At 62.8% G+C, this 19224-nt stretch carries 17 protein-coding genes; 9 read left to right on the forward strand and 8 right to left on the reverse strand.

All coding sequences use genetic code 11. The features are described 5' to 3' along the window. Positions 1–14: 14 nt before the first annotated feature. From GR198_RS28215 to GR198_RS28225, 3 genes are all read right to left on the reverse strand, one after another. Positions 15–398, reverse strand: coding sequence for a cupin domain-containing protein (locus GR198_RS28215; protein WP_029875767.1), 384 nt, complete (start codon positions 396–398; stop codon positions 15–17). Between the two features lie 2 nt (positions 399–400). Further along, a complete protein-coding gene (locus GR198_RS28220) occupies positions 401–1609 on the reverse strand; it encodes an acetyl-CoA C-acetyltransferase (protein ID WP_164069870.1) in 1209 nt (402 codons plus the stop codon). A gap of 202 nt (positions 1610–1811) precedes the next feature. Next, the gene (locus GR198_RS28225; protein ID WP_164069871.1) at positions 1812–3608 is read right to left on the reverse strand and encodes an acyl-CoA dehydrogenase C-terminal domain-containing protein; all 1797 of its coding nucleotides are present in this window, start codon (positions 3606–3608) and stop codon (positions 1812–1814) included. A 271-nt stretch (positions 3609–3879) separates the two neighbouring features. On the opposite strand from GR198_RS28225, the gene GR198_RS28230 reads away from it, so the two are divergent. The 7 genes from GR198_RS28230 to GR198_RS28260 all read left to right on the forward strand — a co-directional run bounded on the left by GR198_RS28230 (position 3880) and on the right by GR198_RS28260 (position 12812). Continuing rightward, positions 3880–4581 (forward strand): SDR family NAD(P)-dependent oxidoreductase, encoded by a 702-nt coding sequence (locus GR198_RS28230; RefSeq protein WP_029875771.1) that lies wholly within the window; start codon positions 3880–3882, stop codon positions 4579–4581. A gap of 215 nt (positions 4582–4796) precedes the next feature. Next, a complete protein-coding gene (locus GR198_RS28235) occupies positions 4797–5162 on the forward strand; it encodes a VOC family protein (protein ID WP_029875772.1) in 366 nt (121 codons plus the stop codon). Between the two features lie 327 nt (positions 5163–5489). After that, positions 5490–9293, forward strand: coding sequence for a peptidoglycan-binding protein (locus GR198_RS28240; protein ID WP_164069872.1), 3804 nt, complete (start codon positions 5490–5492; stop codon positions 9291–9293). Positions 9294–9605: 312 nt separating this feature from the next. Next, positions 9606–10529, forward strand: coding sequence for a sulfite exporter TauE/SafE family protein (locus GR198_RS28245; RefSeq protein WP_003545257.1), 924 nt, complete (start codon positions 9606–9608; stop codon positions 10527–10529). Continuing rightward, positions 10529–11329: a TIGR02186 family protein gene (locus GR198_RS28250; RefSeq protein ID WP_029875774.1), complete on the forward strand. Its 801-nt coding sequence runs from the start codon at positions 10529–10531 to the stop codon at positions 11327–11329. Before GR198_RS28245 ends, GR198_RS28250 begins: the two co-directional genes overlap by 1 nt. Before the next feature lie 200 nt (positions 11330–11529). After that, positions 11530–12087: a dihydrofolate reductase family protein gene (locus GR198_RS28255; RefSeq protein WP_029875775.1), complete on the forward strand. Its 558-nt coding sequence runs from the start codon at positions 11530–11532 to the stop codon at positions 12085–12087. A gap of 143 nt (positions 12088–12230) precedes the next feature. Beyond that, positions 12231–12812, forward strand: a complete 582-nt coding sequence (locus GR198_RS28260) for a transglycosylase SLT domain-containing protein (RefSeq protein WP_003545252.1) — start codon at positions 12231–12233, stop codon at positions 12810–12812. Positions 12813–13073: 261 nt separating this feature from the next. Here GR198_RS28260 and pdeM read toward each other — a convergent pair whose 3' ends face one another. The 3 genes from pdeM to GR198_RS28275 form a co-directional block, all read right to left on the reverse strand. Then, positions 13074–13799, reverse strand: coding sequence for a ligase-associated DNA damage response endonuclease PdeM (gene pdeM, locus GR198_RS28265; protein ID WP_029875402.1), 726 nt, complete (start codon positions 13797–13799; stop codon positions 13074–13076). 25 nt (positions 13800–13824) lie between these two features. After that, complete coding sequence (locus GR198_RS28270; RefSeq protein ID WP_029875403.1) at positions 13825–16335, reverse strand: ligase-associated DNA damage response DEXH box helicase; 2511 nt, start codon at positions 16333–16335, stop codon at positions 13825–13827. A gap of 152 nt (positions 16336–16487) precedes the next feature. Next, positions 16488–17120, reverse strand: a complete 633-nt coding sequence (locus GR198_RS28275) for a YitT family protein (protein ID WP_029875404.1) — start codon at positions 17118–17120, stop codon at positions 16488–16490. Between the two features lie 133 nt (positions 17121–17253). Between GR198_RS28275 and GR198_RS28280 the strand changes: the two genes are divergently transcribed. Both GR198_RS28280 and GR198_RS28285 read left to right on the forward strand, forming a co-directional pair. Then, a complete protein-coding gene (locus GR198_RS28280; RefSeq protein WP_029875405.1) occupies positions 17254–17754 on the forward strand; it encodes an RrF2 family transcriptional regulator in 501 nt (166 codons plus the stop codon). Positions 17755–17776: 22 nt separating this feature from the next. Next, a complete protein-coding gene (locus GR198_RS28285; protein WP_011650365.1) occupies positions 17777–18238 on the forward strand; it encodes a carboxymuconolactone decarboxylase family protein in 462 nt (153 codons plus the stop codon). A 68-nt stretch (positions 18239–18306) separates the two neighbouring features. On the opposite strand, the gene GR198_RS28290 is transcribed toward GR198_RS28285, so the two are convergent. Continuing rightward, the gene (locus GR198_RS28290; RefSeq protein WP_155248989.1) at positions 18307–18474 is read right to left on the reverse strand and encodes a hypothetical protein; all 168 of its coding nucleotides are present in this window, start codon (positions 18472–18474) and stop codon (positions 18307–18309) included. Between the two features lie 97 nt (positions 18475–18571). Next, a complete protein-coding gene (locus GR198_RS28295) occupies positions 18572–19207 on the reverse strand; it encodes a YitT family protein (protein WP_029875406.1) in 636 nt (211 codons plus the stop codon). Positions 19208–19224: the final 17 nt, after the last annotated feature.

Below are 19224 nucleotides of genomic sequence, written 5' to 3' on the forward strand. Positions count from 1 at the left end.
GGTTTCCTCCCCGATCAGGCCGGCAAATGGCTGCGCTGCGCGTCTAAGGTCTTCGTCTTTTCGGTGACGACATCGCCGGTATGCTTGGTCTGCGACGGCTCGAAAAGCACGATCCAGCATTCCTCTTCGGCAATAGGATTATGCTCGACACCCCTCGGCACCACGTGAAAATCGCCGGCCTTCAGATGCACATGCGGGCGGTCGCGATATTCAATGGTAAGCGACCCCTTCCAGATCAGGAAAAGCTCGTCCTCGTCGCGGTGCGAATGCCAGGTGAGCTGGCCCTGAACCTTGGCGAGCTTGACGCTCTGGCCGTTGAGATCGGCGATGACGCGGGGCGACCAGTGCTCGGTGACCTCGGCATATTCGGTTTCGATCGTGCCGGTGTTGAAGCCCATCGTCAGACCCTCTCGATAACCGTTGCCGTGCCCATGCCGGCGCCGATGCAGAGCGTCACCAACGCGGTGTTGAGGTCGCGGCGTTCAAGTTCGTCGAGCACCGTGCCGAGGATCATCGCGCCGGTGGCGCCGAGCGGATGGCCCATGGCGATGGCGCCGCCGTTGACGTTGATCCTGTCATGGTCGACGTCGAAGGCCTGCATATAGCGCAGCACCACGGCAGCGAAGGCCTCGTTCAACTCGAAGAGGTCGATGTCGGCAAGGCTCATGCCTGATCGTTTCAACAATTTCTCGGTGACGTCGACTGGCCCGGTCAACATCAGGGCCGGATCGGAGCCGATATTGGCGAAAGCCTTGATGCGGGCACGCGGCTTTTTGCCCATGCTCTCACCGCCGGCTTTGGAGCCGAGCAGGACCACACTGGCGCCATCGACGATGCCGGAGGAATTGCCGGCATGGTGGACATAGTTGATGCGCTCGATCTCCGGATGGGCCTGGATGCCGACGGCCTCGAAGCCGCCCATCTCGCCGGGCATCTGGAAGGACGGATTGAGGGAGGCGAGCGCCTGCATATCCGTGCCGGGGCGCATGTGTTCATCCTTCGCCAGGATCGTCAGGCCGTTCTGGTCCTTGACCGGGATGACCGACTTGTCGAACCAGCCCTTTTCCCAGGCATGGGCGGCGCGCTTCTGGCTCTCGACCGCGTAAGCGTCGACATCGGTTCTGCTGAAGCCGTATTTGGTGGCGATCAGATCGGCCGAGACACCCTGCGGCATGAAATAGGCCGGGAAATTCACGGAAGGGTCCATGAACCAGGCGCCGCCGGACATGCCGAGACCGACGCGGGACATGCTTTCGACGCCGCCGGCGATGACGATATCGTCGGCCCCTTGCGCGATCTTGCCGGCGCCGAAATTGACGGCATCGAGACCGGAGGCGCAGAAGCGGGAGATCTGCATGCCGGGCGCCTTCGTGGAGTAACCGGCTTCGAAGGCGGCGGCCTTGGGGATGACGGCGCCGGCATCCATGACCGGATCGACGCAGCCCATGATGATGTCGTCGACCGTGCCCGTGTCCAGCCCGTTGCGGTCGCGGATCGCCTCCAGCGTCTTTGCCGCGAGGCGGACGGAAGGCACCTCGTGCAAGGCACCGTCCTTCTTGCCGCGGCCGCGCGGCGTGCGCACGTGGTCGTAAATGAAAACCTCGGTCATTGTCTCGTCTCCCTGACGGCGCGGGCGGCGCCGGTGAATTTCGTTTTTCCCTTTTCTCCCCAGCGGGGAGAAGTGCCGAGCAAAGCGAGGCGATGAGGGGATCTCCGGCAAAGCCGGAGCCAGAAGAAAGACGCGCCTGCGGCGCACCCCCTCATCTGTCCTTCGGACATCTTCTCCCCGCTGGGGAGAAGAGAGTTCGCTGTCAGAACGCTTCGGCGGCCAGTTCCATCATCGTGTCGGCACCGGCTTCGATGCGGGCCTTGCGAAGCGCGGTTTCCGGCATCAGGCGTTCCATGAAGAAGCGGGCGGTGACCAGCTTGTTCTTCAGGTAATCCTCGCGGGCGGCATCGCCGGATGCAAGGCCGTCCTCGGCGGCTTTGGCCATCTTCGCCCACATATAGCCGAGAATGACGAGGCCGAAGAGGTGCATGTAGTCGGTCGAGCCGGCGCCGGCATTGTCGGGCTTGGCCATGGCGTTCTGCATGAACCACATGGTCGCGCCCTGGACGTCGTTCAAGCCCTTCTTCAGATGCTTGGTGAAGAAGGAGAGCTTTTCGTTGCTGCGGTTCTCCTCGCAGAAATCTCCGATCTCCTTGAAGAGGGCCATGGCGGCGCGGCCGCCGTTCAAGGCGAGCTTGCGGCCGACGAGATCGAGCGCCTGAATGCCGTTGGCGCCCTCATAGATCATGGCGATGCGGGCATCGCGCACATACTGGCTCATGCCGTGTTCTTCGATATAGCCGTGGCCGCCGAAGACCTGCTGGGCCATGACGGCGTGATCGAAGCCCTTGTCGGTCATCACGCCTTTGAGGATCGGGGTGACGAGGCCGAGAATATCGTCGGCCGTCTGGCGCTCCTTCTCGTCGCTAGCGCGGTGGGCGATATCAGACTTGAGCGCGGTCCAGAGCAGGAAGGCGCGGCCGGCCTCGTTGAAAGCGCGGATGGTCATCAGCGTGCGGCGAATATCCGGATGGACGATGATCGGATCGGCCTTCTTGTCCGGCGCCTTGGGGCCGGACAGCGAGCGGCCCTGGATGCGGTCGCGGGCGTAGCTGGCGGCGTTCTGATAGGCGATCTCGGAAATGGCGATGCCCTGCAGGCCGACCATCAGGCGGGCCTCGTTCATCATCACGAACATGGCGTTGAGGCCGCGGTTTTCGGCGCCGATCAGGAAGCCGGTCGCCTCGTCGTAATTCATCACGCAGGTGGCGTTGGCGTGGATGCCCATCTTGTGCTCGATCGCGCCGCAGGAGACAGCGTTGCGGGCGCCCGGCGCGCCGTCCTTGCCGACGAGGAATTTCGGAACGATGAAGAGCGAGATGCCCTTGGTGCCCTCGGGCGCACCCTCGATGCGGGCCAGCACCAGATGGATGATATTGTCGGTCAGGTCGTGCTCGCCGGCGGAGATGAAGATCTTCTGGCCGGAGATCTTGTAGCTGCCGTCAGCCTGCGGCACCGCCTTGGTGCGCAGCATGCCGAGATCGGTGCCGCAATGCGGCTCGGTGAGGTTCATGGTGCCGGACCAGGTGCCATCAACCATCTTCGGCAGATAGGTGGCCTTCTGCTCGTCGGAACCGTGGACGAGGAGTGCGGCGATCGCGCCCTGCGTCAGGCCGGGATACATCATCAGCGACATGTTGGCAGCCGACGTATATTCGCCGACGGCGGTATGCAGCGTATAGGGAAGCCCCTGGCCGCCGAATTCCTCCGGCACAGCAAGGCCGATCCAGCCGCCTTCGCGATAGGCTTTATAGGCCTCCTTGAAACCCTTCGGCGTCGTGACGCTGGCATCGTCGTGACGGTTGCAGCCTTCCTGGTCGCCGGAATAGTTCAGCGGAAAGAGAGCTTCCTCGGCAACCCTTCCGGCCTCGCCGAGGATCGCTTCGATCATATCGGGGGTCGCGTCGGCAAAACCCGGCAGATTGTTATAGCGTTCGAGACCCAGCACGTCGTTCAGGACGAAGAGCGTATCGTTCACCGGGGCCTTGTAGACTGGCATCTCTCAAATTCCTCCCATTCGGCTGACCGGGTAGCGCCGGTCTTGGGCACCGTCTTACAAAATATTGACGTTTGCGTAAACGTCAAATTTTGCGGTTGCGCCGTCTTTTCTTGAAAAAAAATCGAGAGCACGAATCCGCCGCGGTGAACCACTGCAGGAGCAGACGCCATCTCATCTTGCTTGTCCATCGCAGAACGAAGTGTCGGCCGGGCAGTAGCGCAAGTCGTTCCGACGTCTTACGCCTGTGGGACGATCCATCGAGGAAGACATCATGACCGACTTTCCCTATGAGAGCGCACTCATCGTCGGCGCGGGCTCCGGCATCAGCGCATCGCTTGCCCGGCAATTGTCGGCGCAGGGCGTCAAGGTCGGGCTCGCCGCCCGCAATATCGAGAAACTGCAAGGGCTGATCGAGGAGACCGGCGCCAGCGCCTTTACCGCCGACGTCTCGCAGCCGGCGAGCGTCGCGGCACTCTTTGAAGAGGCCGCTGCCGCAATCGGCGGGCCTGACGTGGTGATCTTCAATGCCAGCGCCCGTCAGCGTGGCCCGCTGGCCGAACTCGATCCCGCCGAGGTCGAGAAGGCCATCGCGACCACCGCTTTCGGCGGTTTCCTGGTGGTGCAGCAGGCGGCGCGGCGGATGATCCCGCGCGGCCGCGGCGCCATCCTCATGACAGGCGCGTCGGCAAGCGTGAAGGGCTTTGCGCAATCGGCCCCCTTCGCGATGGGCAAGTTCGCGCTGCGCGGCCTTGCCCAGAGTGCCGCTCGCGAACTCGGGCCGATGGGCATCCATGTCGCGCATTTCGTCATCGACGGCGCGGTGCGCTCGCAGATCCGGCCGGACCGGGTGGACAAGCCGGATGGCACGCTGCTGCCGGATGCGATCGCCCAGACCTATATCGATGTGCTTCGCCAGCACCGCAGCGCATGGTCGCTGGAGGTGGAAGTCCGGCCCTGGACGGAGAGCTTCTAAGTCTCCCTCCCTGGCCGCGGCCTGCCGCCGCAGGGGAAGTAACTTTCACGACACTCTCAGACGGGTTAGGCTTTGCCGTCAAGGCAAGAACAGGATGATTTTAGGCCTGTTCGGCCTAACATCTGAATCCTGTTCTCAATTAAAGAGTTAGAGCATGATGTCGTCCGAAAACCGCTCACACTTTTCGGCATCATGCTCTAGCTGGGAGGATACCGATGCCGCGTCTGGACCATGTCACCATCGAGACCCGCGATGCGCCTCAGATGATCGCCTTCCTGGAAACCGTGCTCGGTGTTCGGGAAGGCTATCGGCCGCCCTTCACCACGCCCGGCCACTGGCTCTATCTGGACGAACGCCCGGTCATCCACCTCAGCCTGACATCGCGCAGCACCGATTTTCCGCCCGGCATCTTCAACCATGTCGCCTTCAGCCTTTACGAATTCGGGCCGGCGCTGGAACGCATCAAGGCGGGCGGCTATCGCTACGAATATTACGATATTCCCGACACCGATCTCGGCCAGGTCTTCGTCTACGGCCCCGAGGGCGTGAAAATCGAACTGCAATATCCGCGTCCGGCCTGATTGCGCGAGCGGCGATTTGATCTGACGAATTGAACGGCAATTGCCGTCAAAAACGGCGTTTGGAACACAAACGTTAAAAAATTCCCATCGGCATTAACGGCTTGTTTACCACGTTTCGTGAAAGGTGCGGATTGAGCAGTAGTGATCCGCATTCCTTTCCCCCGTCTCGCGTTCCTTAAGGATGCCGCTACATCGTTCAGCTTGAGGAAAGTCTAATTGACTATCGTCTTATGAATGGTGCGCTCAGGCCCGCGTAAAGCGGGCAGCAGACGAAAAGCCAACGATCGAGCTCTGACGAGGGGTCGAGCAGTCGAAGCGAGCAAGAAGATGAACGGATCGCGATCAAATCCTTCCCGACAGTCCGACAGGACCTCGCTCGATGCGCTGAACCGCACGATCGAAGGGCTGGAGGCGCGCATCGAAGGGCTGATGGGCAGCGGGCGCGAACAGCGGCCACGCACGGCAACGACCGAGCGCGATCCTTATGCCGCTTCCCATGCCCCCCGGCCCGCAAAGGCCCCGCCCGAGCCGCGGCCGGATCCGCTTGCCGAAATTCGTCAACGCCAGCGCGCGCTTGAAGCCGGCCGCGAGCGGCCTTACGCACGCGAACAGGCCCCGCAGCTTCGCGAACCCACGCCCCGCGTCGCCGCCCCAGTGCCGACACCGGCCTTGCGCGCCGGCGACGACACGATGACGGAGATCGCCCAGGCGCTCGTCAATCTGCGGCAGGACCTGAAGCGCGACATTTCCGAGGGTGTCACCCGCGAGATGAACGCGCTGCGCACCGAGCTGCGCGAGATCAAGACAAATGCTGGAGACGGCCGTTTCGCCGACGACATGCGCGCCGATATGGGCCGCCTTGCCCAGAGCATCACTCAGCTGACCGGCCGCTCCGCCGCACCGGAGGCCACGGGCCTTCGTGAAGATTTCGAAGAGCTGCGCTCGCTGATGGACGGCCTGGCGCGCGAAGATTCGCTGCGCCATATGGAAAACCGCTGGGACGGCTTCGAAAACCGGCTTGCGGCGCTCGATACAGAGGGACTGCAGGAAGAACTCGTTTCGCTCGCCTATCGGCTCGATGATATCAAGCGCCATATCGGCGGCATGGGCGAAAGCCCGGCCGTTCGGGCGCTGGAAGACAAGCTGATCTCGATCGCCACGGCGATGGAGCATTTCGGCAACATGATCCAGCCGCACGACCGGGTCATGTCCGAGCAGTTCGCCGCCATGGACATCCGGCTCGACGAGATCAGCCGGGCGATCGCGGCAAGCGGGCGCACAGCCACTGCGAATGATCCGGGCCTGATGCAGCGGCTGGAAAGCCGGCTTGCGGCGCTCGCCGACCAGATCGACCTGATGAGCCATGATGCGGCCAGCCGCGTGAACCCGGCCGACGAGCTGGCGATGCGGCTGGAGGCGCTAACGGGACGCGTCGAGGAGCTGACGAAGGCAGAAGCGACGTCGCGGCTCGACGAAAGGCTGGAACATCTATCCTATCTGCTGGAGCGCACGCAGGAGACGGCGCCGCAGGCCGACCTCACCGGCACGCTTTCCGACATTTCCCGCAAGATCGACGCGCTTGAGAACGGCGCCGTCAACGACGTGCTGGCGCAGCGGCTCGACCATCTCGCCCGGCGCATTGACGAGATGGCCTATCAGCAGCAGGCGCCGGCCGCTGTGGCCGACGACAGCGCCTTCCTGCGTCTCGAAGGACGGCTGAGCGACATTGCCGCCCGGCTCGAAGAGAGCACATCGGCACCTCCGACCGATCCGCACGCGCTGAAGAACCTCGAAGACCAGATTGCCAATCTGTCGGCGCTGATGAGCGCGCCGCGCGAAAGCGCCGCAATACCCCCCGAACTCGACCAGCGCATGGGCGCGATCGAAGACTATATGGCGACGAGCGATGAATATATCATCGAGGCGGCACGCCAGGCGGCAGAGGCCGTCGTCGAAGCCTATTCGCGCCATGGCGGTCCACAGGGTGTCATGCCCGCCGCCGACATGTCGGCGCTGACGGCGCTGGCCGAGGATCTGCGCCACCTCGAGGATCTCAGCCGCGACAGCGAGGAGCGCACGCACAAGACTTTCCAGGCGCTGCACGAGACGCTGGTGCATATCGCCGACCGCCTCGACGGCATGGGAGATCGCGGCCGGCCGGCCGCCCAGATGCCGATCGCCGACGTCGATTTCGATGTCGATCCCTATGCGCTGATGGTGGCCGAAGCCGAGATGAACAGGACGCCGGCCGCTGCCCCGACAGCGAAGGCTTCTCCTGTTATCCGTACGGCCGAGGTCGCAGCCGAACCTGCCGCCCCGGCACAAGCCACCGCCCCGGCACAAACCAACGCCATGAGCGGAACGAGCGCGATCGCCATCGAAGCCGCGACCAGGACGACGGAGACAGCAGCGACGTCGGCAGGGACACAGGCACCGGCAAAGGCCAGCCTGCTCGCCAACCTCGGCAAGCGGCTGCTGCCCGGCAAGAAGGCCGAGAGCCGGACGACCGAACGGCCGATGATCGACCCCGCGCCGTCGATCGATCCCACCGACGTGGTGCCGACGGATGCGGCAAACGAATTGCTCGAGCCGGGCTCGGGCGCGCCAGACGTGAAGAAGATCCTTGAACGGGTTCGCGCCAGCCAGAGCGCGGCACGCGGCAAACCTGCCGGCGAAACCGATCGCGCCGATTATATCGCTGCCGCGCGCCGTGCGGCGCAGGCGGCCGCGATGGAGGTGGATGCCAATCCGAAGCAGGCAGCCGGCAAGGCCGAGAAGAAGGGCGCGACTGCCGACAAGGCCGGCAAGGCTTCCGACAAGACGGGCAAGACCAGCGCCTTTTCGCGCTACCGGCGGCCGATCCTGCTGGCGGTCGGCGCCGTGCTGCTCGCCATCATGGCCTTTCCGCTTGCCCGAACGCTGACAAGCGGCGAGCGCGCGCCGCAGCCTCCAGCAGAAGTCTCGGCGCTGACCGGCGCGGAAAACCCGTCGCCGGCCTTGCCTGAAGCGACACCTGCCCAGCCGGATGCCGCCGCTCTCGGAACGACCGCTCCGGCAGCGGAAGCTGTACCGCCCGCCGCCGAACAGGCGCAGCCGGAAGCGACCCCGCCTGACGCCGGCGAGCATCTGACCGACGTGGCACCGCTTGACGGCGAAGGGGCAGCGACCCTTGCCCCTCCCGGTCCGTCGGGCGCGGCACAGGAGACATCAGGCTTCGTTCCGAACGCCCCGGCTGCGGCGGCACCCGCACCGGCCATCACCATTCCCGACACCGTCCAGCCGAAATCGCTTGCCGATGCGGCGAGCGGCGGCGATGCGCTGGCGCTGTTCGAGATCGGCGCGCGTTATTCGGACGGCCGCAACGGCATGACGGTCGATCAGAAGCAGGCCGCAGGCTGGTACCAGCTTTCCGCCGACAAGGGCTTTGCGCCGGCCGAATACCGGCTCGGCAGCATGTACGAAAAGGGCAATGGCGTCGAACGCGACATCGCCAAGGCGAAGGGTTTATACGAGCAGGCGGCAAACCAGGGCAATGCCAGCGCCATGCACAATCTCGCCGTGCTCTACGCCTCCGGCGCGCTCGGCCAGCAGGATTATGCGACGGCCGCCTCGTGGTTCACCAAGGCTGCGAACCTCGGCATCACCGACAGCCAGTTCAACCTGGCAATCCTCTGCGCACGCGGCAACGGGGTTCCGGCGGATCTCGAAGAGTCTTACAAGTGGTTTGCGATCGCCGCCAAGGGCGGCGACAAGGATGCGGCGCAGAAGCGCGACGAAGTGGCCAAAGCCATGAAGCCCGACCAGCTCGAACGGGCGCGCGCCAAGGCCGATCTCTGGAAGGCGGAGCCGGTCGACCATCGCACGAACGCCATCGACATCCCCGACGAATGGGCCGGCACCGGCGCCAAGACGGCGAGCGTCGACATGAAGAAGGCGATCCGCAACATCCAGGCAATCCTCAACAATAACGGCTTCGACGCCGGCGTGCCGGATGGCGAAATGGGCGCGAAGACCGTGACCGCGATCAAAAACTTCCAGAAGTCGGTCGGCCAGGAGCCGGACGGCAAGGTGACCGATGCGACCGTGAAGGCGCTGCTCGAACGCAACAAACAGGGCAGCAAGGCAATCTGAAGCCCGCGTCGCGTTGACGCAGGAGTGTCTCTCTATTGCGGGCGATGAAAAACGCCTGGCGGCACTATGCCGCAAGGCTTTTTTCAATTTTGCTGTCGCCTGTCACAAAACCTGAAAAAAGCCGGATTATGCCCGGACATATCGATCCGCGCATCCGGCGAATCCTCTGCCACCGATCTCTCCGCCAATCTCTATGGCTAATCACGGGGCCGATCGAAAGCCTCTGGCAACGATTTCTCAGTATGGTGCGCATTCGAACGGGGACGTGACAAGAAACCGCCCGGCAGGAGCGGTCATCATTCGGGGTCGGCTGTGACAATCTATCTGCCCATCGCAGAATTGTCGGTGAACATCTTCATCATTCTCGGCATGGGGGCGGCCGTCGGATTCCTGTCTGGAATGTTCGGCGTCGGCGGCGGCTTTCTCATCACGCCGCTGTTGATCTTCTACAACATTCCCCCCGTCGTCGCCGTCGCGACCGGCGCCAACCAGGTCGTGGCGTCGTCGATATCGGGCGCGATCACGCATTTCCGGCGCGGCTCGCTCGACGTCAAGCTCGGCACGGTGCTGTTGGTCGGTGGCCTTGCGGGTGCGACGGTCGGCATCTGGATCTTCTCTTTACTGCGCGCCATCGGCCAGCTCGATCTCATCATCTCGCTGATGTATGTCATCTTCCTCGGCACCGTCGGCGGACTGATGCTGCTCGAAAGCGTCAATGCCATGCGGCGGGCAGCGCGCAACGAGCCGCCCGCACCGCGCAAGCCCGGTCACCAGCACTGGGTGCATAAGCTGCCGCTGAAGGTGCGCTTCAAGAAATCGAAGATCTTTCTCAGCGTCATTCCGATCGTCGCGCTCGGCTTTGCGATCGGCATCCTCACCTCGATCATGGGTGTCGGCGGCGGCTTCATCATGGTGCCGGCAATGATCTACCTGCTGCGTATCCCGACCAACGTCGTCGTCGGCACCTCGCTGTTCCAGATCATCTTTGTGACCGCCTATACGACGATCGTGCAGGCGGCGACGAACTTTTCCGTCGACATCGTGCTCGCCTTCATTCTGATGGTGGCGGGTGTCATCGGGGCACAATACGGCGTGCGCGTCGGCCAAAAACTGCGCGGCGAACAGCTGCGCGCCCTGCTCGGCCTGCTGGTGCTCGCCGTCGGCGTGCGTCTTGCGATCGCTCTGGTGGTGACGCCGGCCGACGTTTATTCGGTGGTGATGGGAGCGGGCAATTGATGCGCCTGGCTGCCGCTGTCATCGCATTGCTTTGCCTGCTGCCGGCCTCTGCCGGAGCGCAGTGGCTGCCGGGGCAAGCAACGGAAGCGGTGCGTGAAGGGTTGGAAATCGGCACGTCGACCAGCGAAATCGCCATCACCTCGGATTTCCACGGTGCGGATCTGACCATCTTCGGGGCGCTCTCGAATACCGACCAGCTGCTGCTCGCCATCGGCCAATATGACGTGGTCGTAGTGCTGGAGGGCCCGCGCGAGGATGCGACGGTGCGCAGGAAGGAACGCGTCTTCGGCATCTGGGTGAATACCCGCTCGATGACCTTCGAAGCGGTGCCGCATTCCTATTCGATGTCGAGCTCGCGCATGATCGACGATCTGACGACACCGCTCGAGCTGACCGATCAGGGGATCGGCATCGACCACATTCCGCTGACGCCGGTCGGCTTCGTCGGCGACGGCAGCAATCTCGGCGAGTTCCGCGACGCCTTCCGGCGACTGCAGCAGGGTGGCGGGCTCTACGACCGCAACCCGAGCGGCGTGCGGTTCGTTTCCTCCAACCTGTTCAAGGCGAGCCTGCGCTTGCCGGCAAACATTCCGAACGGCGTGCACACCGTGCGCGCCTATCTGTTCAAGAGCGGGATTTTCGTGACCGACAAATCGCTGCCGCTGCGGGTCATCAAGACCGGCATCGAGCAGACGATCACCGATGCGGCGCATGATCAGCCGATCCTCTACGGCTTTGCTGCCGTGCTGCTCGCCGTCATCACCGGCTGGGGTGCGAGCCTGATCTTCCGCAAGGACTGATCCACAGCCAAGGCGCTCAGGATTTCTTCCGAAAATAGACTCGGCAAGGCGCTGAGCACGAAGGCCTGCGGGAGCAGCTGCTTGCCTTGAATGTTGTGCTCCAAAAAACCGCTTGCATTTCGCTATCAGTCGGCCTAACTTTCAACCAGTTGTTAAACGCAACCAGTTGTGATGGATGGCAATTCAGAAGGAGGATGCAAATGAGAAAGCTTATCGTCTGGAACCTGATGACGCTCGACGGTTATTTCGAAGGCACGAAGCCTTGGGATATCGACTTCCACAATTTCGCCTGGGGACCCGAGCTGCAGCGCTATGCCGAACAGTTTGGCAGGGAAAGCGATCTGCTGGTGTTTGGCCGCAAGACCTATGAGGGCATGGCCGCCTACTGGCCGACCGCCGAGGGCGAAGGTGAGATCAAGGCCTATATGAACAGCATCGCCAAGATCGCCGTGTCGCGGACGATGAGCGAGCCCGGCTGGAACAATGCCCGCGTCGTCAGCGATCCGATCCCCGAATTGACGGGGCTGAAGCAGGAGGATGGCAAGACGATCTTGATCTTCGGCAGCGCCGAGCTTGCCGACAGTCTGCTGAAAGCCGGCCTTATCGACGAAATCAGGGTTTGCCTGGTGCCGGTGATCCTCGGCGGCGGCAATCCGCTTTTCAAACAGGCAGAGGGCCAGGTGCCGCTGAAGCTCATCGAATCCTCGACGACGGAAGGCGGCGCGATGATCCTGCGCTACGAGCCCGTCAAAGCGTAGTGGATGGGATGCCGTCCCGATGGTCAGGCCAGGGTATCGATCCCTGGCCGCACAAGGAAGCAGTCGGGGAAGTTCGCATTCGACTAAAAACCGGTTTTTAACATTTACGAGTTAGTAATCTCTCGGAAACGAGAGGTTTTGTCATGCGTACTCGTATCGTTCTGACGGCCGTGGGTCTCGCGCTGCTTGCCGGCTGCGCGACGGCGCCGAAGCAGACGAGGAACATCTGTGCCGTCTTCGACGAGCGCGACGGGCTCTTCTCCAGCTGGCAGAGCGCCGCCGAACGAACGGAGAAGAAGTACGGCGTGCCCGTGCCGATCCTGATGGCAACGATGTATACCGAATCCGGCTTCCAGCCCTATGCGCGGCCGCCACGCACCAAGCTGTTCGGCTTCATTCCCTGGACCCGGCCTTCGACGGCCTACGGCTATTCGCAGGCGCTCGACGGGACCTGGGATCACTACCAGTCGCAGACGGGGAACTGGACGGCGCGGCGGGCGAACTTCGCCGACGCGATCGATTTCATCGGCTGGTATCACTATCAGAACAGCGTGGAGACCGGCATTCCGCTGAACGATGCCTATAATCTCTATCTCGCCTATTATTCCGGGCCGACAGGATACAAACGCGGCGACTGGCGCTCGAACGGGCAATTGCAGCAGACGGCGCAGAAGTTTGCGCGGATGGCGGGGACCTATCAGCGGCAGCTGCAGGAGTGCGATTGAGGGTATTAAAGGGCGCGCCGTGTGGTACCCCCTCTGCCCTGCCGGGCCCGGGGTCGAGCCACGCGTCTCGACCCGTCCTTCGGACCCCCCACAGGTGGGGAGATTGGCTGGGCTCACTGGCTTCCCCAAACAACGAACGTCCAGCAAGGCGAAACGGTAGATGGGCAGGAAGTTCAAGCCGCTCGTGATCTCCCCACCTGTGGGGGAGATGCCCGGCAGGGCAGAGGGGGGCTGAAGCCCGCCGACCTGGAATAACAAGCGCTATCCCTGCAAATTCCCATACCGCACCGAGTAGATCCGATCCCGCCCCAACAGATGCGCCACCAGCAAAGCCTTGTCGAACAGGCCCTTCATCGCCTGATGGCGAAGATCCAGACCGCCGCTCATAACACCGAAGGCCGGCATCAGCAGGCGGGCGCCGTCGGTGGCAAAGCACGGGCGGCGGACGGATTTTTCGCGGCGGCGCACCGTCGCCGACGGGTGCAGGTGGCCGGCGATTTCGCCGCTCTGCAAGCCGTTCTTCGGCTCGTGCCGGAAGGTCAGGCCGGCATAATGCATCTCGTCGGCAGATGTGCCCGGCAGATCGACAATGCCATCCGGATCATGGTTGCCATTGATCCAGATCCATTCGCGGCCGCGCGCCATCTCGACGATCAGGGCGCGAAAATTCTCCGGCAGGTGCTTGGAACCGATGCGGTCGTGGAAATTGTCGCCGAGCGAGATGACGAGCTTCGGGTTATAGCGGGAAATGACGGCGGCCAGGACGGTCAGCGTCGCCAGCGTATCGTAAGGCGGCAGCATCATGCCGCGGCGCGCGAAGGCTGCGCCCTTTTCCAGATGCAGGTCGGAGACGACGAGCAGGCCGGCATCCGGTAGATAGAGGGCGCCGAGCGGATCGCAGACGGCGGCAATGCCATGGACTGCCGTTTCGACGCCTGATGTCGCGGCCAGTCCCGATATGTCGCGCGCCAGCGCCAGGCGGTTCATCACAGTCGTTTTTTCCTAGTCGTCATCATGCCAGAGCTTCGGCGATCAGATCGTCCGCCGCTTCGGCGAGCAGTGCATCATGGGCCTCGCCCGGCACCGCCTCGCGTCCGATTTCCAGCATCACCGGCACGGCGAGCGGGGAAATATGGTCGAGGGCGCGGTGGGTGATGTGGCCCCTGATTCGTCTCAGCATATCGCCAAGACGGCCAATATCCAAAAGTCCCGTCGCTGCATCCTGCCGTGTCGCCTGCAGGAGGATGTGATCCGGTTCGTGGCTGCGCAGCACGTCGTAGATCAGATCGGCGGAGACGGTGATCTGGCGGCCGCTCTTTTCCTTGCCCGGATGGCGGCGCTCGATCAAGCCTGCAATCACGGCGCAATTGCGGAAGGTGCGCTTCAACAGGAAGGATTCGTCGAGCCAGGCTTCGAGATCGTCGCCGAGCATGTCCTCGTCGAAGAGGTCGGAGAGGTTGAGCCGGCCATTGCCGATCATCAGCCCCATATCCTCGAGACCCCAGATGGCCAGCGAATAATCGGTGGCGACGAAGCCGAGCGGCTTGGCGCCTATACGCTCCAGCCGGCGGGTCAGCAGCATGCCGAGCGTCTGGTGGGCGAGGCGGCCTTCGAAGGGATATGCGACCATGTAGCCGCGGCTGCCGCGCGGGAAGGTTTCGATCAGAAACTCGTCGCGCTTCGGCAGCATCGACTTGTCGTTCTGCAGCGACAGCCAGTCGCGCACCTGATCCGGCAGGCGGCGCCAGCGATCGGGATCGGCGATCATCGCCCGCACCTGCTCGGCGAGATAGGTCGACAGTGGAAATTTGCCGCCATTATAGGAGGGGATTTTCGGATCGAGCGAAAAGGCCTGCGAAGCGAGGCATTCGTTTTCGCGGATGCCCTCGAAGCGCAGCACCTTGCCGGAGAAGACGAAGGTATCGCCCGGCGACATCTGCTCGAGGAAATATTCCTCGACCTTCCCCAGCGTGGCGCCGCCGCGGCCGATCCTGCCGCCCTCGCCGCGCTTCACCATGCGGATATTCAGCATCGGGCTTTCGACGATGGTGCCGAGGTTGAGGCGATATTGCTGGGCGACAGCCGGATTGGAGACGCGCCAGCGGCCCTCCGCAGTCTTGCGGATACGGGCGTAACGCTCATAGGTGCGGAGCGCATAACCGCCGGTCGCGACGAAATCGACGACGCGCTCGAAGGTCTCCCAGCTCAGATCGGCATAGGGCGAGGCGCTGATGATTTCATCGTAAAGTTCCAGCATGTCGAAAGGTTCGGCGCAGGCCATGCCGAGCACATGCTGGGCGAGTACGTCGAGCGCGCCGCGGCCGACCGGCGGGGTGTCCTGTGCGCCGATATAATTGGCATCGAGGGCGGCCTGGCACTCCATGACCTCGAAACGGTTGGCAGGTACGAGGATCGCCTTCGAGGGCTCGTCCATGCGGTGGTTGGCGCGACCGATGCGCTGGGCAAGACGCGAGGCACCCTTCGGCGCGCCGACATGGATGACGAGATCGACATCGCCCCAGTCGATACCGAGATCGAGGGTGGAGGTGGCAACGACGGCGCGCAGCCGGTTTTCTGCCATCGCCGCCTCGACCTTGCGGCGCTGGGCGACATCGAGCGAGCCGTGATGGAGCGCGATCGGCAGGTTGTCGTCATTGATCGTCCAGAGCGCCTGGAAGAGCATTTCCGCCTGGCTGCGGGTATTGACGAAGAGCAACGTCGTGCGGTGTTCGACAAGCTGGCGGTATACATCCGGAATGGCATATCGGGCGGAATGGCCGGACCAGGGAATGCGCTCTTCGGTCGAAAGAATCGAGATATCGGGTTTGGCGCCGCCTTCGACGACGACGAGGCCGGCATGATGTTCGCTACCCTCTTCCTGGCCGACCAGCCATTTCTGCAGATCCATCGGCTCGGCGACGGTGGCCGACAGGCCGATCATCTGGAGACCGGGGGCAAGGCGGCGCAAGCGGGCAAGGCCGAGCGAAAGCATATGGCCGCGCTTGGAGGTGACCAGCGAATGCAGCTCGTCGAGGACGATATATTTCAGGTCCTTGAAGAAGCGCTCGGCCTCCCGGTTCGCCAGCAGCAGGGCGACCTGTTCCGGCGTCGTCAGCAGAATATCCGGCGGGTTGAGCTTCTGGCGCTGGCGCTTGGCGTTCGGCGTATCGCCGGTGCGGTTTTCGACGGTGACCGGCAGGCCCATCTCCTCGACCGGCTTCATCAGGTTACGCTCGATATCGATGGCAAGCGCCTTCAGCGGCGAGACATAGAGCGTGTGGATGCCGGTGAAGGCGGAGCCCGGCGGGATCCGGCCGCGGCGGGTGAGATCGGTGAGCGAGGGCAGGAAACCGGCAAGCGTCTTGCCGGCGCCGGTCGGGGCGATCAGCAGGGTGCTTTCCCCGGCCTCGGCGCGGGCAAGCAATTCCAGCTGATGGGCGCGCGGGCGCCAGCCTTTTTCCGCAAACCAGCGGGTAAAGGCGGCAGGAAGCAGGGCACGGGCTTCGGAATCGATCTGGTCCACGCCTGGAAGGTAGTGAAATGCCGGGGAAAGAGAAGAGAGGCCAAAGCATGTCGCGCAAAAGTGTGCCGCGGTTTTGCGATAACGACATGCGTAAAAACAAAGACCTAAAGCGCGAGGAGCGAATCTGAAAGATCACGACGCGCTTTAGCAATTCACATGGCGATATAGCGGTCCTTGCGGTGGTTGATGGCAATCGTCAGGTTGAGAACGATCGCGCCAAGCACGGAGCAGGCGATGATGAAAGGACTTGCGACGAAGAAGGACAGCGCCAGGATGATGCCGTCGAAGCCGAGCTGGACGAAGCCGGCGCGCCAGCCGAAGCGATCCTGGATATAGAGGGCGAGAATGCCGATGCCGCCAAGGCTGGCGCTGTGGCGGAAGAGTGCCAGCATGCCGGCGCCGATGACGAGGCCGCCGAAGAGCGCGCCGGCGATGGGATCGACATGCGCCATGCTGATGAAGCCCGAGATGAATTCCGACAGGACCGAGGTCAGCGCGATGGCGGCGAAGGTCTTGATGGTGAAGGCGGCGCCCAAGCGGCGGAAGGCGAGATAATAGAAGGGCAGGTTCACGGCAAAGAAGCAGAGGCCGAAGCTGAAGCCCGTCGCATAATGGGCGAGGAAGGCAAGGCCCGCCGTGCCGCCGGCAAGCAGTCCCGCGCCGGAGAGAAGCGATACGCCGAGCACAGCGAGCATGCTGCCGGCGACGATGCCCTGGGCGTCGTCGAAGAGCGAGTGACGATCGGCGCTGGAATTCAGAATGCCTGCGAAAGCGTTGGATGCCATGTTGTTCCCCTGTCGGCGTTTCCGTCTTCTATCCGCGGTCAGGATAAAGGCAAGTGGCAAGCAGCAAGCCCGCCTCTTGACATCAGGCATAATCATGGATATTTTTTATCCACGAATTGAGGAGGCCATGTGCATGAAGATGGGCGATGGGGTCGAGCAGGCCATTCACAGCGTTGCGATGCTTTCCGGCCTCTCGGAAGGCGGTGTGCTTTCGGCGGCCGCGCTGGCGGAATTCCACGGCGTTTCGACGAGCTATCTGCTGAAGCATCTGCAGGCGCTGTCGGGCGCCGGCATCCTCGATACCGTACCGGGGCCGAAGGGCGGATATCGGCTGGCAAAAGCGCCGAAGGAGATTTCGCTGCTCGACATCGTGCTCGCCGTCGAGGGATCTGCGCCGGCGTTCCGTTGCGCCGAAATCCGCCAGCGCGGACCGAACCCGGTCTCCGATCGCTTGTTCGCCCAGCCCTGCACCATCAACGCGGCGATGCTGAAAGCCGAACGGGTCTATCGCGCCGAACTCGCCAAGACGAGCCTGGCCGATATCGGCATCGACCTTGCCGCCGTCGACGACGGATCGATCGCAGCCAGAGGCTGCGCCTTCCTTGAAATCCATGAACGCAAGATGGCTCGTTGAGCCATAACAAAGGAGAAAGACCATGCAACCACGTTTCAACTTCGCCAAAGCCGCTCCCGATGCCTACAAGGCAGTCGCCGCGCTCGAGCAATATGTCCAGTCCTCCGGGCTGGAACGCCGCTTCATCCACCTGATCAAGCTGCGCGCTTCGCAGATCAATGGCTGCGCCTATTGCGTCGACATGCATGTGAAGGAAGCCCGCCATGATGGGCTCTCCGAACAATGGATCAACCTGATGTGCGTCTGGCGGGAATCGCCGGTCTATGACGCCCGCGAACGGGCGCTGCTCGGCTGGGTGGATTCCGTGACCAATATCGCCAAAACAGGCGCGCCTGATGCCGACTACGAGACGCTGAAGGCGCATTTTTCCGAAGAAGAAATGACGAAGATCACGGTGGCGATCGGCGCCATCAACATCTGGAACCGGCTGGCCGTCGGCTTCCGCTCGCAGCATCCGCTCGATGCGGCGCAGAAGGCAGCCTGATCGAAATCAGCCACAGGAAATTCATCCTGGCAACCGACCCGAAAATCTCGGGTCGGTCGAATATCGGGTCACTCGTGATCCCTGGTGGCCCGTACGGCAACGGCGTCAAACCGATTGCCCGAGAGGTCGATGCTGTTGAATAGGTCGCGGACGACTTTCGCAATTTCTTCTGCGGAAGCGCCCTTGGCGTATTCTTCCTGCATACGGCGTCTCACAAGTTTTTCCAAATCTGACATAGTTCACCTCATCAAATCCGGCGCGAGATGAGTTTCGCGCCGAGACCGATCACAGGCAAGTTACGTTTTGTTTAGAATGGCTTACCGTTTTGTAACGTTACAACGCAATGTAGCGATCAGCGCGGTGGTTGATGGCGACGAAGAGGTTGAGGACGACGGCGCCGAGTACCGAATAGAAGACGACGGGCGGCGTGGTGACGAAGAAGGCGGCGGCGAGCACGCACATGTCGATGGCGAGCTGGACGAGGCCGGCGCGGATGCCGAAACGATCCTGCAGGTAGATGCCGAGAATGCCGACACCCCCGAGGCTGGCACGGTGGCGATAGAGCGCCAGCAGGCCGAAGCCGAGCAGCAGGCCGCCGAGAAGGGCCGCCCAGGCCGGATGAATGCTTGAAATGGAGAAGAAGCGAGACTGCACATCGGCAATCACCGAGGTCAGGCCGATGGCGACGAAGGTCTTGACGGTGAAGGCCATGCCGAGGCGCTTCCAGGAGAGATAGAAGAACGGCAGGTTGAGCAGGAAGAAGGCGAGACCGAAATTGACGCCGAAGGCATAATGCAGGAGGAAGGCCACGCCGGCCGTGCTGCCGGTGAGAAGGCCGGCGCTGGCGAGCACATAGAGGCCGAGAGCGGCAACGAGGCTACCGGAGAATATGCCCTGCACGTCTTCGATCGGCGTGTGGCGCGTCGCAGTCGTATTCCAGAAACCAAGGGCACTGATGAGCTGTGTCATGTCGCCAGTCTCCACGG

The organism is Rhizobium leguminosarum, assembly GCF_010668065.1.
GTDB lineage: Bacteria > Pseudomonadota > Alphaproteobacteria > Rhizobiales > Rhizobiaceae > Rhizobium > Rhizobium leguminosarum_S.

Coding starts and splice junctions, on each gene's coding strand:
- GR198_RS28275 (WP_029875404.1), bottom strand. CDS start 17,120: ATGGCATCCAACGCTTTCGCAGGCATTCTGAATTCCAGCGCCGATCGT.
- GR198_RS28240 (WP_164069872.1), top strand. CDS start 5,490: ATGAACGGATCGCGATCAAATCCTTCCCGACAGTCCGACAGGACCTCG.
- GR198_RS28255 (WP_029875775.1), top strand. CDS start 11,530: ATGAGAAAGCTTATCGTCTGGAACCTGATGACGCTCGACGGTTATTTC.
- GR198_RS28235 (WP_029875772.1), top strand. CDS start 4,797: ATGCCGCGTCTGGACCATGTCACCATCGAGACCCGCGATGCGCCTCAG.
- GR198_RS28215 (WP_029875767.1), bottom strand. CDS start 398: ATGGGCTTCAACACCGGCACGATCGAAACCGAATATGCCGAGGTCACC.
- GR198_RS28230 (WP_029875771.1), top strand. CDS start 3,880: ATGACCGACTTTCCCTATGAGAGCGCACTCATCGTCGGCGCGGGCTCC.
- GR198_RS28250 (WP_029875774.1), top strand. CDS start 10,529: ATGCGCCTGGCTGCCGCTGTCATCGCATTGCTTTGCCTGCTGCCGGCC.
- pdeM (WP_029875402.1), bottom strand. CDS start 13,799: ATGAACCGCCTGGCGCTGGCGCGCGACATATCGGGACTGGCCGCGACA.
- GR198_RS28285 (WP_011650365.1), top strand. CDS start 17,777: ATGCAACCACGTTTCAACTTCGCCAAAGCCGCTCCCGATGCCTACAAG.
- GR198_RS28295 (WP_029875406.1), bottom strand. CDS start 19,207: ATGACACAGCTCATCAGTGCCCTTGGTTTCTGGAATACGACTGCGACG.
- GR198_RS28220 (WP_164069870.1), bottom strand. CDS start 1,609: ATGACCGAGGTTTTCATTTACGACCACGTGCGCACGCCGCGCGGCCGC.
- GR198_RS28290 (WP_155248989.1), bottom strand. CDS start 18,474: ATGTCAGATTTGGAAAAACTTGTGAGACGCCGTATGCAGGAAGAATAC.
- GR198_RS28225 (WP_164069871.1), bottom strand. CDS start 3,608: ATGCCAGTCTACAAGGCCCCGGTGAACGATACGCTCTTCGTCCTGAAC.
- GR198_RS28280 (WP_029875405.1), top strand. CDS start 17,254: ATGAAGATGGGCGATGGGGTCGAGCAGGCCATTCACAGCGTTGCGATG.
- GR198_RS28260 (WP_003545252.1), top strand. CDS start 12,231: ATGCGTACTCGTATCGTTCTGACGGCCGTGGGTCTCGCGCTGCTTGCC.